Raw genomic sequence first — 15172 nt, 5'->3', positions numbered from 1 at the left:
ATCTCCCCCTTTTTGCGTGGCGTGAGAATCTTCCGGCAGCAGAGAGCACGCGTGCCGGATTTGACTTTAACGTGACAATTTAAATCCCTTTAATGCATGTAAAATGACGTGTGCGGCTGCCCGGCTTGTCATATCGCGAAAATCAAGTGTCGGATCAACCTCAACGATCTCAATACCCGAGATGTCAGCCTCCTGGGCTAAAAACCTGACCGCCTGAAGCAGTTCTTCGGTATACAGACCTCCGGGGCCGATCGCAGGACAGCCGGGCGCATGAGCTTGATCCAGCACATCCATATCAACCGAAATAAAAATGGCGTCGGCTCTTTTTTGAACGGCCGGCAAGACCTCTTGTATCGTTCGGAGGAGCCCTTTCTCCCGGATCATCTCCATTGTATGCACGTCTGCCTGCCGTTCTTTTACATATTGTTCATATGCCAAGCTGTTGCTGAACTCCCGGATTCCAAGCTGAATCAGGTTTTGTCCGCTTATGATATTTTCATCTAACAGCCGGCGGAATGGCGTGCCGTTTGTCGGCCCTCCGTCTTCTGTGTTGCGGACGTCGTGGTGGGCGTCGAATTGAAAGACGGCCGTTGTTCCTTTCGTTTCCGCAATGGCTTTAATGGTGGAATAACTGATGGAGTTGTCGCCGCCGAGAATGACGGGCACCCAGTCAGGCTGGTCCGTCAGAATGTCATGAATGGTCCGATAAATGTGTTCGTGAGATTTAACGACATCCGTGACGTGAATCTGAATATCACCTATATCGTACAGATGGTCAATGACATGCTCCCGCAGCTCCGCGGAATATGCGGAAATCCCGCCGAGCGCCCGGCGGATCGCACCGGGGGCAAAGCAGGCGCCGGAATGGCTGATTGACGACTTAGAAAGCGGAACGCCGATCAAAGCCGGCCCTTTGATCGTTTGTCCCGCCCACGCTTCCGTCACATCGCCGACCCTTGTCACATGGCGGTCGTTGAAGAGGGAGCCGGCTTTTTGCAGAAACGGATACTTATCCAAGAGCGGCTCCCTCCCTTGAAACGACCGTCTTTCCGTTCTTGATGACACGGCGGACATGATTGACGCCGTAATGATACGGGATATACATGTAATTCGGCGCTTCCCAAATGACAATGTCAGCCGCCCGTCCGGCTTTAATTTGTCCGGCCTCTTCGCCTTTTCCGATCGCATACGCGGCATTAACGGTGACAGCGTGCCAGATTTCTTCTGCGGTCATTTTTAAATGAAGTGCGGCAATCGACATAATGAGCTGGAGATTTTCCGTCGGTGAGCTGCCCGGGTTGAAGTCAGTCGCCAAACTGACCCGTACGCCCGCATCAATCATCTCCCGGGCTCTCGCATAAGTGTGTTTGCCGAGATAGAAAGTCGTGCCCGGCAGCAGGACGGCGATCGTTCCGGACTCCGCTAGCTTTTCGATGCCTTCGTCAGACGCCCCCACCAAATGATCGGCAGAAACAGCATGCAGCTCTGCCGCCAATTCCGCGCCGCCGAGCGGGTCAATCTCATCAGCATGGATTTTCAGGCCGAAACCAGCTTCAGACGCCTTTTTCAGGTAGTCCCGTGACTGGCTGACGGTAAAGACGCCTGTTTCTGTGAAAATATCGGCAAATTGCGCGAGGCCTTTTTCTTTTATTTCAGGCAAAAGCTGCAGCATGCGATTCAGAAATTCGTCCGGGCTGTTCCGGTACTCAGGCGGAATGGCGTGTGCCCCCATAAATGTTGTGACAAGGTCGACCGGCTGGCGCCCGCCCAGTTTTTTCGCCGCGGTCAGCTGTTTCAGCTCCGTGTCTTTGTCGAGTCCGTACCCGCTTTTTACTTCCGCGGTCGTGATGCCGTATGACAGCATGCGTCCGAGGTGAAAAAGCCCTTTTTCAATCAGTTCTTCTTCGGAGGCGGCTTTCGTGTCTTTGACCGTTGACAAAATGCCGCCGCCTTGTGCCAGAATATCCAAATAGGACTTGCCCTGAATTTTTAAATTCAGTTCTTTTTCCCGGGACCCTCCGAATACAAGATGGGTATGGGGATCGACGAGGCCTGGGGTGACGAGCCGACCCCCGCAGTCGATGATGTCTCGTGCCTCGTATCCTTCCTCCGCTCCTTGATGTCCGGCAAAAACAATGCGCCCGTCGTGAATGCCGATGACGGCATCTTCCGTGACACGAAGATCCTGCATGCTTCCGCCTGATCGGGGGCCGCCGGATTCCATCGTCAGCAGCTGGCCGATGTTGGTGAGTATGGTATCTATTTGTTTCGGCATGTTACCGCTCCTTTTTCATCGGTATCATAATGTCTTGTTCCTCGGCGACTTGAGCCGCTTTTTCATAACCTGCGTCCGCATGGCGGATGATGCCCATTCCCGGATCGCTTGTCAGAACGCGGGAAAGCCGTTGTTCCGCAAGGATGCTGCCGTCAGCGACCGCGACCATTCCCGCATGAAGGGAATATCCCATGCCGACGCCCCCGCCGTGGTGAAAAGAAACCCAGCTTGCGCCTGAGGCGGTGTTGATCAGCGCGTTCAGCACCGCCCAATCGCCGACCGCGTCGCTTCCGTCTTTCATCGCTTCTGTTTCCCGATTCGGAGAGGCGACAGATCCGCAGTCTAAATGGTCTCTTCCGATGACGATCGGGGCTTTCAGCTCGCCGTTTCTGACCAATTCATTGATGGCGAGTCCCATCTTTTCCCGTTCACCGTAGCCGAGCCAGCAAATACGGGACGGCAGGCCTTGGAATGTGACTTTTTTCTGTGCCATGTCAATCCAGCGGTGAAGGGCTTGATTTTCTGGAAACAGCTCTTTTAATAAAGCGTCCGTGCGGTATATATCTTCAGGATCGCCCGACAGCGCGGCCCAGCGGAACGGCCCTTTTCCTTCACAAAATAACGGTCGGATGTAGGCGGGAACGAATCCCGGGAAATCAAAAGCATCGGCGAGACCCTCATCTTTGGCAACCTGGCGGATATTGTTGCCGTAATCAAAGACGATAGCCCCTTTTTTCTTGAAGGCAAGCATGGCTTCCACATGCTTTTTCATACTTTGCTTGGATAGCCTTACGTATAAATCGGGCTGATCCCGGCGCAGGCAGTCGGCCTCTTCAAGTGAGTATCCTGCCGGAATATAGCCGATCAGCGGGTCGTGAGCGGAAGTCTGATCGGTCACGATGTCAATATGGACGCCGCGGTTCAAAAGCTCATGATGCACCTCAGCCGCATTGCCGAGAAGACCGATCGATAAAGGTTCTCCGGCTTGTCTGGCTGCTTCGGCCCAGCGCAGCGCTTCGTCAATTGATGCGGTTTTACGGTCGCAATAGTTTGTTTCCATCCGTTTATCAATCCGTGTTTCATCCGCTTCAACGGCGATGACCACGCCATCGTTCATCGTGACGGACAGCGGCTGGGCGCCTCCCATTCCGCCAAGACCGGCCGTCAGCGTAAGGGTTCCTTTCAGACTGCCGCCGAAATGCTGTCTCGCAAGCTCTGCAAAGGTTTCATAGGTGCCTTGCAAAATACCTTGTGAGCCGATATAAATCCAGCTGCCGGCCGTCATCTGCCCGTACATCATCAGCCCTTTTTTCTCAAGGTCATGGAAATGCTCCCAATCCGCCCATTTCGGCACGAGAACCGAATTAGCCAGCAGGACGCGGGGCGCGCGGCTGTGCGTGCGGAACAGTCCGACCGGTTTTCCGGATTGAATCAGCAGTGTTTCATCATCTTTTAACGTTTTGAGGGAGCGCTCAATCGCGTGAAAAGCATCCCAGTTTCGAGCGGCCTTGCCTATGCCGCCGTATACGATCAGATCCTCCGGCTTTTCGGCAACCTCCGGGTCAAGGTTGTTTCGGAGCATGCGGAGCACGGCTTCCTGCTCCCATCCTAAGCATTCAAGTTCGGTGCCGCGGCCGGCGCGGATTGATTTCTTTACATCAGTCATCTTGTCATTCCCCCTTCATTGGTCATCAGTTTTTGGTGATGTTCATTCGGCAGAAAAGACTCCTTCTTCAGCCAGTCACTCAGATGCTCGATGTCATAAGAAAACACGCGGTCTTCTTGTATGGACGGCACGATGTTTCTCATTTCGAGATAGAGCTGTTTTGTGTACGAAGCGCAATGTTCCGCACCCCGGTATTCCACGGCCTGCAGCGCGCAAATGGCTTCAACGGCAAGCACCCGTCTCGTATTCGCAATGATCTGGTAGGCGTGCCTTGAGGCGATGGTTCCCATGCTGACGTGATCCTCCTGGTTTGCCGATGAAGGAATTGAATCGACACTGGCGGGATGGGCCAGGGTTTTATTTTCTGACACGAGGGAGGCCGCCGCATATTGCATGATCATCGCTCCGGATTGTAAGCCGGGCTGAGGGCTCAGAAAGGGCGGCAGGTCATTCAGCTGCGGATTCACAAGCCGTTCGATACGGCGTTCAGAAATATTCGCAAGTTCGGCCGCCGCCACTTTGAGAAAATCCATGGCAAAGGCGATCGGCTGTCCGTGAAAGTTTCCGCCTGAGATGATTTTGGCGCCGTCTTCGAAAATGAGCGGGTTATCTGTCGCGGCATTCATCTCAATTTCTAATTTTTCTTTTACATACGCTAATGTCTGCCATGATGCGCCGTGGACTTGAGGAATACAGCGGATCGAATAGGCGTCCTGGACACGCAGCTCCCCTTGGACGGTCGTCAGCTTGCTGTCTGACAAGTAATAGCGGATTCGCTCTGCGACATCCATCTGTTCCTGATATCCGCGGGCGGCATGAATGTCCTCGTCGAACGCATCGATAATGCCCTGAAGGCCTTCGATCGTTAAGCTCGCGATCCGTTCCGACTGATAGGCCAGCTTTTCGGCCTCGAGGTAAGCGATCAGACCCATCGCGGTCATGGCCTGCGTTCCGTTGATCAGCGCGAGCCCTTCCTTAGAGGTCAGGACGGCCGGCTGAAGGTTTGTCTTTTCTAAAGCATGAGCTGTCGGCATCCGGGCCCCTTCGTAAAAGACTTCGCCTTGCCCGATAAGCGCCAGTGCGAGATGAGAAAGCGGCGCCAAATCTCCGCTCGCCCCCAGTGACCCTTGCTGCGGGATGACCGGGTGAATGCGATGATTGAGGTACGCGAGCAGTTGATCAATCAGCTCAGTCCGCACGCCGGAAAAGCCTTTCAGCAGGGCATTGGCTCGCAAAAGCAGCATGGCCCGCGATACAGATTCCGGAAACGGATCACCGACGCCGCACGCGTGAGAAAGAATCAGATTCAGCTGCAAATCCGCGGAGTCTTCTTTTTGAATCAGCACATCGCTGAACTTGCCGAATCCCGTCGTAATCCCGTAAATGGTCTTCTCTTCTTGAACGATCCTTTCAACCGCCGCCCTGCTTTTTTTCACACGTTCCATGCTTTCGGCAGATGCCTGAACCTCTTCAAAATCAAACAGCACACGCTGGGCATCTGCGGTTGTCAGTGAGGAACCGTCTAACGTCACCATCATTTCAACCCCTTTTCCTTTACTTTGGTAAAGCGCCCATACAAAAAGGAGCTATGCCATGAAAATGATATTTCACGCATAGCCCCCTATCATCTGAAATCTATGGGCTGATTCATATGTGATTAATTCCGACTCCGAATGTTTCGTGCTCAAGCCCCTTAATCGGAGCTCCGATCGTGCCGTAAAGTGAAACGGCGATCCAATCGCCTTCCGCCTCGCTTTCATACGGATTTCCCCGCAAGACGGCAAACTTCAGGCCCACGGTACGAAGCAGCGAGCCAAGCAGCATTTCGCCCCGCGTCACTCCGTGCAAAGCTTCCATTGTAGCGTGATACAGCGCATGTGATTCGCGATAACCCTCAGATTGAATGACGCCGCTCTTTTTGGAAGCGGTTTCAATTGCGGCTACCACCTTATGCGCATCCATTGAACCCACCCTGCCGAGACAGACTTTCCAGCCGTCCCGTTCCAGCCGTCTGATCTGCTGGTTTTCTTCAGTCTCATGAAGCAGAAGAAGGACGGACAGTCGCCCGATGCGGCGGTCTTTGTGTAAGGTCATATATGCTTCACTCAATTCTTAAATATTCTGATAACTAGTAACTGTTTTTTATATTAAGTGTTTGCGAATCAGAAGTCAAAACTTTTTTTCCAGTCTTTCACAAATCAGATTGCTATCGAAGTAAAGCGGTACATCGTGAAGCCGGCGCTGTTGATCACATATTTCCGCCAGCCGCATCATAAAATGGAGCGTTGTCTTGAAAGCGTTTTAAGAAAAGAAGAGAGCGAGGAGATTTCAGAAAATGAAAACCAGTTTCTTTCGTGTGTGCCTGGTATCAGCAGCGGTCATCGGGTTCACCCTGCCGCAGGCAAAAGCCCAGCATCCGGTTTTTTCAGAGGTCAGCGTGCATGATCCGTCCGTCATTAAAACAGGAGATACATATTATGTATTCGGCTCGCATTTGGCTTCCGCCAAGTCGAAAAACCTGATGCAGTGGCAGCAGATATCTTCAAGCGTCAATCCCAATAATCCCCTGATCCCGAACGTCTACACCGAATTAAAAGAGACATTCGACTGGGCCCAGTCTGATACGCTGTGGGCGCCGGACGTCGCCCAGCTGTCTGACGGGAAATATTACATGTACTATAACGCCTGTAAAGGAGACTCGCCGAGGTCCGCTCTCGGTGTCGCCGTGAGTGACAAAATTGCAGGGCCCTACAAAAACAAAGGCATCTTTTTGAAATCGGGCATGGAAGGAAAAAGCGAAGACGGCACGACGTATAATGCAAACGTTCACCCGAACGTCGTAGATCCGCAAACGTTTTTTGACCATAAAGGCAAGCTCTGGATGGTGTACGGCTCTTACTCCGGGGGGATTTTTATACTAGAAATGAATCCGAAAACCGGTTTCCCGCTCCCGAACCAAGGATACGGAAAAAAACTGCTCGGCGGAAATCACAGCAGAATCGAAGGCCCGTACATCAGCTACAATCCGGAAACGAAATATTACTATCTGTATCTGTCATTCGGCGGACTTGACACAGCCGGCGGCTATCATATGCGTGTGGCGCGCTCTAAAAACCCGGACGGTCCGTACTATGACGCCGCAGGCCATAACATGCTTGATGCCAAAGGAAAAGACGGCAGCTTCTTCGACGACAAAGCAATTGAACCGTACGGGGTCAAACTCATGGGCGGCTACAGCTTCGCCTCACAATCTGAAAAAGGCACAGGCTACATATCACCGGGACACAACTCCGTGTTTTACGACGGGAAAACGAAACGATCTTACCTCATTTTCCACACCCGTTTCCCGAACAGAGGCGAAGAGCACGAAGTCAGAGTGCATCGGCTGTACATGAACAAAGACGGATGGCCCGTTGCAGCGCCATACCGCTATGCGGGAGAACCGGATACACACATATCGGCGGCCGCCGCATCCGGAACCTACAAACTCATCCAGCACGGAAAAGACATCACAGCTACGATCAAAACCCCAAAAAACATCCGGCTTAACAACGACGGCACCATTTCCGGGGAAATGACCGGAACCTGGACAATAACGGACAGCAGCAAAGCCCGACTCAACCTGAACGGCACAAATTATGACGGCGTCTTCCTGAAAGAATGGGACTCGGCGAGAGAGAAAGAAGTTGTGACGTTTAGTGTGCTGAGCGGTGATGGGGAGGCTGTTTGGGGAGTGAAGTGAAAAAGCACCTACTCCAGTTTGGAGGGTGCTTTTTTCTTGCTAATTAGGAGAATGACCTTCTATTGCTTTTAATAAACTAATTGAATTATGATGGACTCAACCTCTATCATTTGTAGTGAATAGTATAAAATTGAAAACAAAAATTTGAATACATACCTATGAAAAAACGAAAGGAAGTTTAATTTTGAAAAAAACAATAAAAGTAGCCGCCGCAGTCATACAAAATGAAAACAATGAAATTCTATGTGCTCTACGTTCTCCAACAATGTCTCTTCCTAATCTGTGGGAGTTTCCTGGTGGAAAGCTTGAAGAAGGAGAGAATGCACGAGAAGCACTTGTAAGAGAAATTGAAGAGGAACTTGACTGTAAAATTGTTGCGGGCGATGTGATAGCCGATATTCATCATGAATATGAGAAGGTCATCGTCAATTTAATTTCAATAAAAGCGAAGATTGCATCAGGAAAGCCGGTAGCAAAAGAGCATGCGGAATTCAGATGGGTGCCTATACGTGAGCTAGAATCACTAGAGTGGGCACCCGCTGATCTTCCGACCGTATCTGCTTTAATTCGTTAAATCCACATACAAGTTTTCTGGGACAGGCTGATGGAGCTTCCATTTGACATTCATTGGCTTGTCTCCGTGGCTTGATACATAATCCGCTTCTCCTACATAAATAAATGGTAAAGTGATGTTGTGCATTTCGGTGAATTTCCTCACAAATAAATGAATATGGTATCCTTTTTCCTTATGGTGAATAAAGTTTTGCCCTACGCTTGATGTATGTGAGGTTTGATTTTGACTTTGCCAGTGAAAATGGCTAGGATCAATAAAATAATCTTTATATAGCAAATGATCTTCTACTTTTTCTGACTTATTCAAATTGATAAAGATTAAATAGTGATTTTTAACTCTACGTACACCCTCTCGCCAAGTCCCTTCCTGATCAGTTGACTGAAAAAGATAAATGAGCTCATTTCTTGTATAGGTCTGATACAATGTTAGCTTAATCTCTTTTGAAGCAAGGGCTTCTATATTGTTCATACGTCTAAATTCAATCAGTCCATAGTGGACGCGCTCCTTAATATACGGTCCGAATAATGGATCGTTTAATATCTCGCTCACTTCTGTATCTAACTTGAATGTATCACCTTGTAATGTACCAAAGCGCCAATTCTGTTTTTGATCTGATTTCGTTAAACGCTCCATTGCTCGCTGAATGAGGTCATCATGTGTATCTGTTGTGATTTGAATATGAAACTGTTTTTCTAACGATTCTTTTACATCTTCTATTGTGATGATATTTTTGTGAAAACCGCTCTGTAAAATTAACCATTCATAAGGCCATTTAATAGGTAATTGCTGTTCTAATTTTGCTACTATCCCTACAACCAAGGGGTTATTGAGAATTCCTTCATCTGTAACATTCAAATCGTCCATTTTCTTTTTGGTCTGTACCCACGATTTGTATTTCTTTATAAAAAAAGTAAGCCCAGGTGCCTGTTCAGAGTATAGAAAATCAATTAATTCTGGAGAGCGTCCTAGCTCTTGTTTAAATTGCTTATATAACGTTTTCAGCATGGCATCTGAATTTAGTTTAATATGATCGATCTTATTTAAAATTTCTTTCTTCGTTACGGCTGAAAGGTCAACATAAGATCCTCCAGGTAAATCTGAAAACTCATGCGTCACGGCCACTCGGAGGGAATCTCTATCAAACGATTTTTGGCTTGTTTGTCCAGATAGTGCGAGTGGAATAACGAATGACTTTTGGTAGTTTCCGATAAAATCCAGTATCGTTACAAACTCTTTGTCGTCAGTTTTTCTAAGTCCCCGTCCTAATTGCTGAATGAAAATCGTTGGTGATTCTGTTGGTCTAAGGAACAATAGTAGATTGAGCTTTGGAATATCTATTCCTTCGTTGAAAATATCTACTGTAAATATAATTTCTAAACTGTGGTGAGGGTCCTCTAGTTGACGAATGACCTCTTGTCTTTTTGCAGGAGAATCATTTCCTGTTAAGTAAGTTGTGTAAAATCCCAATTTATTAAATTCATCACTCATGTATATTGCGTGTTCGACGTTTGTACAGAAACCTAAGCCAACCATTTTCTCGCCGTGGAATCCATACATGTTGATCATTTTGATGATATATTCTACTCGTTTATGAGTTTTTAAATGATCTACTAGCGATTTCTCTTCATACATTCCATTTTTCACTTTTACTTTTTCGTAATCTACAGTATGATCTGAAATTCCAAAATAGTGAAATGGTGCAAGTAGCTCTGCCTTTAGAGCATCGCGGAGTCTAATTTCGTAAACAACATTATGATCACAAATCTGAAGAACGTCTTTACCGTCAAGGCGCTCTGGAGTTGCAGTTAAACCTAATAAAAACTTTGGTGTAAAGTAGTTTAATACAGCTTGATAGGTAGATGCTTCTGCATGATGGAATTCATCAATCACAATGTAGTCAAATTCATCTGTTGAAAAGGATTCCAACGTTTCTTTTTTATGTAGCGTTTGTACTGTGCTAAATAGAAAACGTTTATCTCTTTCTTTTTTGGTTCCAGTCAATAAACCAAAATCTTCATGATTATTGGTGACTTTCTGAAATGTTTCGATTGCTTTTGTAAGTAACTCTTCCCGGTGGGCAAGAAAAAGATATTTATTTGGTTTAAATTGTTCAAAATCAAATGCTGCTAAAAATGTTTTTCCGGTTCCAGTGGCGGCGATGATGACTGCTTTTGTTTCCCCTTCATTTCTTGTTTTTTTAAGCTTTTGCAACGCTTCTTTTTGCATAGCATTCGGGGACATTTTCGTTTTGTAAAGAGAGTTTTGAGCAGAAAAGGAAGCACTTACCTTTTGGCTTCCTGCTTGGAATTCCTCATAGGCTTGTAAAAATTGTTCGTCAACAGGCTGTGTCTTTTCATTCCAAATAGTGTCAAACAAATCTTTTGTTTGTTGATAAACGGGGAGATATCTGGTTTCAGGTAGTCTAACATTTAACTCATACCCGGTCGTAAGTGCAGCTTGTGATAGATTTGAAGATCCTACAATGACACTATGCTGTCCAGAACAGCGTTCAAATAAATATGCTTTCGTATGGAAAGATTTTTTATATTCATTTACAATTCTCAACTCAACATTTTCAAATTGAAGAAGATGTCTTAACGCTTTCGGTTCTGTAATACCCATATAGGTAGATGTAATGATGCGTACAGGGACATGTCTTTTCGCAAGCTCCTGAAGCGGAGGGATCAAAAGTTGAACACCAGACCACCTTGTAAAACTAACCATAAAGTCTACCCGATCCGCCGTTAACATCTCGTGTTTTAATGCTTTGAAAAAGTTATCATGAGTTTGATGATTTCCTAGCAGTTTCAGACGATGTAGAGAAAATTCCTCTGAAATAGGAAGTTCCATTTCATTTAAACTATAAAGCACTGTGGAAAGTGGTAATGAAAAATTCGTATGTTGTCCAAGCTGAGAAGCAACCTTCTCGCTCAGCTGAATCGCTTGTTCATATTGATCTTGATCCACAAGTGTTTGAAATGTCTCGCTCAGTTGCTTTGCCGTATGTAAAGTCAAAACCTCTGCATATTCTTTTGGGCTAACCGGTTGAATGCGATGTGATGTTGGATAAAGTTTTTGTTGTTGCTGAATTTCCTCATGGAAGCCTCTATGATTTCTCATCATAATCTCCTTTTTTATATCAATAATTCCATTTTATCACTACTCTTGCCAATAGGTAATACTAAAAAAGAAGAGAATAAAGTCCTATTTATTAAGCGCTAAAAAAATAACGCTGAGGTAGTTTGGTGGAGTATGGAGTATTCTTACATTGGAAATGAGGTTACTGTTGAGGTAATGGGCATGAATTGACTGCATGATCTAGTGTCTGCTCTTATCAACTGAAAACAGGTACCAGTTTAACCGTTGTGGACAAACTAGAGAAGAGGAATTAGGGCGAAATTTAACTTAAAGCTACTTTACCAGAGGTACTTAACATGAGGGGTCTTTTAGTTAATATAGTAGTTTATATATTTAAATTAGTACATCTTTTGAAATGTAAGCGTTAACAACCCATAAATCCAGTGCTAAGTATACATATCAGCCCAATATCATTCACCCAGGATTGTTACTGCAAACCGTAGGCAAAACCTAAATTGCGTCAGACAGGGAAACCCCGTGTTCTGTGCAGTTTAGGTTTTTTTATACCCTTTTTTCGGAGGTGATGCTGATTTCATAACAAAAAAAGCCGGAGAAAGGCGGCCGCCTTTCGTCCGGCAGTTCCCCCATTTTAAGGAGGCAGACTCATGGACGATCATAAAATATCAAAAGAGATTTTACAACTTGTCGGCGCGGTTGATCAGCCCGAGGAGGACGGAACCATTCAGGATGACTGCCGCATCAATTATCTGCGTGATCATTTAATAGAGGCAAGAGAGGCGATTGAAGACGGCGTCGACCTGATCGGCTGCACGTCGTGGGGGCCGATTGACCTCGTCAGCGCCTCAACGGCAGAAATGAAAAAACGCTACGGCTATCTATGTCGATTGGTATAAAGACGTCATCGCTACAAACGGATAAAGTCTGTAAACGCAATGTTCCAAAGCAAGCCGGCAAAATTGACATTCAGCAAAGAGAGGAGGACAATAAAAGCAGAAAGGCGGGATTCATATGTTTAAAAAAATTCTTGCAGCAGTAGACGGTTCAGACATGAGCGGCAAAGCTTTGGAAGCAGCGATCCATCTGGCGAAAGAACAGGAGGCTGAACTCACCATTCTCTACGCGGGACGTGAAGCCGTTGTCTCCACATCAGCCTTAACAGGGATTGTCTATGTTCCGGAAAACTTCATTGAAGACATCAAACATGAAGTCGAGCAAAAAGGAGCGGCCATTCTGGAAGAGGCCAAGCAGAAAGCGGCTGAAAGCGGGGTAAACGCGGAAAGCCTGTACGTCCAAGGCGAACCTGCGCATCAAATTTTAAACATAGCGAAAGAACAGCATTTCAATCTGATTGTCGTCGGAAGCCGCGGAATCAGCGGATTTAAAGAAATGATGCTCGGAAGCGTGAGCCATAAGGTCTCACAATTGTCTCCTTGTCCTGTACTGATCGTTCATTAAACAGAAGGCCCTGCTGATGCGGGGTTTTTTTAATGAGAAAAGACCGCCGTCTTTCGAAAAATAGGATGAAATCTTCCTCTGAATCAAGTAAAATGGCTGTTAGTATTTGTCTGAATAAACAGTCAATGATATGGAGGAAGCAAATCAATGCAAGCTGAACAAACATCAAATGCCGTCATCAAAATGGTCATTTCCATGGTCATTTTCGGATCAATCGGCTTTTTCTCGGAACATACGAATGTGCCTTCAATTGAACTGGTCTTTGTGAGATGTCTGTGCGCCTCATTGTTTCTGGGCGTTTGCTGGTTTGGTTCCGGACGGTACCGCACCGAACAATGGAACCGGCGTGAGGTGCTGCAGACACTGGCCTGCGGATTTTTTCTCGTGCTGAACTGGGTGTTTTTATTTAAATCATTTGAGGAGACATCAGTGACGATAGCGATTTCCGTTTATCATCTGGCTCCGGTTCTCGTCCTTCTCCTAGGGAGCCTTATATACCGGGAGAAACTGCATATTGTGTCCGTCACTTCCATCGTGATTTGTTTTCTGGGCACCGCCCTGATTTCCGGCATTAACGGAAATACATCTTTTTCTCAGCTGATGGGATCGGGTATTATTTGGGCCGTGCTGGCCGCCCTTTTTTACGCCTTTACGACACTGGCCGGGAAAGGCATCAACAGTCTCAGTCCATATGCGGTCACCTGTTTGCAGACCGGATTGGGCGTTATCATTCTTCTTCCGTTCGTCCGTTTCGGCGCTTTTTCTGATTTGTCGCATGTGAATTGGATCATGATTGTGTCAACCGGTATCATTCATACGGGAATTGTGTATTTGCTCTTTTTTGACAGCTTGCGGTTTTTATCCACCCGGTTTATTTCAATCATCGTATTTCTTGATCCGGCGGTGGCGATTGTGCTTGACACCGTATTTACGGGATTTCGCCCCGACCTTTATCAATCTTTGGGGATTGTATTGATTTTTGCGGGAATGGCGCTGTCCCTGATTCGAAAGCAAAAAGCCGTGCCGGCGGAAACTCAGGCAGACAGCACCCGTATATAGGCGGCCGTACCGGCTGCTTTTTTTGTTTTGGGTCTTTTCAGCCATAACGAAAAAGCAGACAAACAGATCATGGAAAAAGAGGATAGTAATTGTATAATACTTCATGTGTTTACAATTTAAGAGATTAAAGGAGTGAAGGGCATGAAAAAGAAGACGCGTCATCTCGCTTTCTTGGCTGCACTCGGCTTTGCGCTTTGTCTGGCCATCGTATGTTCCGCATCAAAGCAGGCAGAAGCGGCAGCGGCTTATCCGGATGTGATGCAGGGACTTACCGGATTCGCGGGAAATGCGAAGGATCATAACGGAAAAGCAAAATCCGCCGTATCGGGAGGCCAGGGCGGCCCCGTCGTCTACGTCAGCAATCTTAATGATCTGAAAAACAATGCGGGAGGAACGGACCGCAAAACCATCGTCATCACAAGTGATATTTCTTCCCCGGGTAAAGCCGTTGTGACAGTCGGCGCCAATAAAACCATCGTCGGCTCTTATACCAGCCACAGGCTGACCAACATCTATCTGACCACCGGCTCCGGCTCAAACAATGTGATTTTCAAAAATCTCATTATCAGCCATAGTGCCGCCATTACGGGCAACAACGACATTCCGATGTACATAGCGAACGGACAGAATTACTGGATTGATCACGTGTGGTTTGAAGGACACAGCTACAATCCGAACAGCCACAGCGATTTGGGAAAGCTTCTGTATGTCGGCGCCAAAGCGGATTTTGTGACGCTGTCTAACTCTAAATTCACAGACCATCTGTACGGCCTGATTCTCGGTTATCCGAATGATGATAACGAAGGACGCAATTATATCGGCTATCCGCATATGACGATCACAAACAACTATTTTAATAACGTCTATGTCCGTTCACCGGGCCTGATGAGATACGGCTATTTTCACGCGAAAAACAACTATGTGACCAATTTCAATTTAGGATTCACCATTCATACAAACGCGACTGTCTTCTCAGAAGCCAACTATTTCGGTAACGGAAATGAAAAAGGCGGAATGATAGACGACTACGGGACTGCCCAATTCACCGACATCGGTTCATTCCCGTCGCTCAAAGCCCCGAAATCACCGCGCACCGGCTGGAATCCGAGATCAAATTACAGCTACGGCACGCTTTCAGCCCAGGATGCTAAAAACTTCGCCCAATCCTACGCGGGAGCGCAAAATACAAATCTCCGCTATCCATAATACGAAAAACCGCCGGCAGCCGGCGGTTTTTTTTTTATGAATAAAAGGTTCAAAATACCTATAATCCTTAAAATAACCTTAAATACCTAGGAAAAT

General features: G+C 46.9%; 11 protein-coding genes and 1 pseudogene. 6 read left to right on the top strand and 6 right to left on the bottom strand.

All coding sequences use genetic code 11. The features are described from left to right. Positions 1-66: 66 nt before the first annotated feature. The 5 genes from hutG to hutP all read right to left on the bottom strand — a co-directional run bounded on the left by hutG (position 67) and on the right by hutP (position 6035). Positions 67-1017 carry a formimidoylglutamase gene (gene hutG / locus SB847_RS15330; RefSeq protein ID WP_224181348.1) on the bottom strand — a complete coding sequence of 317 codons (951 nt, stop codon included), beginning with the start codon at positions 1015-1017 and terminating at the stop codon, positions 67-69. Then, positions 1010-2275 (bottom strand): imidazolonepropionase, encoded by a 1266-nt coding sequence (gene hutI / locus SB847_RS15325; RefSeq protein ID WP_410564231.1) that lies wholly within the window; start codon positions 2273-2275, stop codon positions 1010-1012. Before hutI ends, hutG begins: the two co-directional genes overlap by 8 nt. Position 2276: 1 nt before the next feature. Continuing rightward, entirely contained in the window at positions 2277-3941 is a 1665-nt protein-coding gene (gene hutU / locus SB847_RS15320) for a urocanate hydratase (RefSeq protein ID WP_082998184.1), read from the bottom strand. After that, on the bottom strand, positions 3938-5476 hold the full coding sequence (gene hutH, locus SB847_RS15315) for a histidine ammonia-lyase (protein WP_410564229.1): 1539 nt from the start codon (positions 5474-5476) through the stop codon (positions 3938-3940). The genes hutU and hutH overlap by 4 nt, the downstream gene beginning before the upstream one ends. Before the next feature lie 112 nt (positions 5477-5588). Then, positions 5589-6035 carry a histidine utilization transcription antiterminator HutP gene (hutP, locus tag SB847_RS15310; RefSeq protein ID WP_007407810.1) on the bottom strand — a complete coding sequence of 149 codons (447 nt, stop codon included), beginning with the start codon at positions 6033-6035 and terminating at the stop codon, positions 5589-5591. Between the two features lie 241 nt (positions 6036-6276). On the opposite strand from hutP, the gene abnB reads away from it, so the two are divergent. Further along, a complete protein-coding gene (gene abnB / locus SB847_RS15305; RefSeq protein WP_410564226.1) occupies positions 6277-7683 on the top strand; it encodes an arabinan endo-1,5-alpha-L-arabinosidase AbnB in 1407 nt (468 codons plus the stop codon). A gap of 184 nt (positions 7684-7867) precedes the next feature. After that, a complete protein-coding gene (locus SB847_RS15300) occupies positions 7868-8257 on the top strand; it encodes a (deoxy)nucleoside triphosphate pyrophosphohydrolase (protein WP_410564224.1) in 390 nt (129 codons plus the stop codon). On the opposite strand, the gene SB847_RS15295 is transcribed toward SB847_RS15300, so the two are convergent. Continuing rightward, on the bottom strand, positions 8246-11377 hold the full coding sequence (locus SB847_RS15295) for a DUF3427 domain-containing protein (RefSeq protein WP_410564222.1): 3132 nt from the start codon (positions 11375-11377) through the stop codon (positions 8246-8248). The genes SB847_RS15300 and SB847_RS15295 overlap by 12 nt on opposite strands. Before the next feature lie 662 nt (positions 11378-12039). On the opposite strand from SB847_RS15295, the pseudogene SB847_RS15290 reads away from it, so the two are divergent. The 4 genes and pseudogenes from SB847_RS15290 to SB847_RS15275 form a co-directional block, all read left to right on the top strand. After that, positions 12040-12274: pseudogene (locus SB847_RS15290) on the top strand (family 1 glycosylhydrolase); the annotation flags it as partial. 90 nt (positions 12275-12364) lie between these two features. After that, positions 12365-12811: a universal stress protein gene (locus SB847_RS15285; protein ID WP_406529026.1), complete on the top strand. Its 447-nt coding sequence runs from the start codon at positions 12365-12367 to the stop codon at positions 12809-12811. 147 nt (positions 12812-12958) lie between these two features. Continuing rightward, positions 12959-13870 carry a DMT family transporter gene (locus SB847_RS15280; RefSeq protein ID WP_007614787.1) on the top strand — a complete coding sequence of 304 codons (912 nt, stop codon included), beginning with the start codon at positions 12959-12961 and terminating at the stop codon, positions 13868-13870. A gap of 141 nt (positions 13871-14011) precedes the next feature. After that, positions 14012-15076 carry a polysaccharide lyase family 1 protein gene (locus SB847_RS15275; protein ID WP_039063834.1) on the top strand — a complete coding sequence of 355 codons (1065 nt, stop codon included), beginning with the start codon at positions 14012-14014 and terminating at the stop codon, positions 15074-15076. The last annotated feature ends 96 nt before the right edge of the window (positions 15077-15172 follow it).

Origin of the sequence: Bacillus sp. SIMBA_026 (genome assembly GCF_046535335.1) — a bacterium.
GTDB classification, from domain to species: Bacteria; Bacillota; Bacilli; order Bacillales; family Bacillaceae; genus Bacillus; species Bacillus velezensis.
Note: the sequence above shows the minus strand (reverse complement) of the source record. Positions and strands in the feature narration are given on the sequence as shown.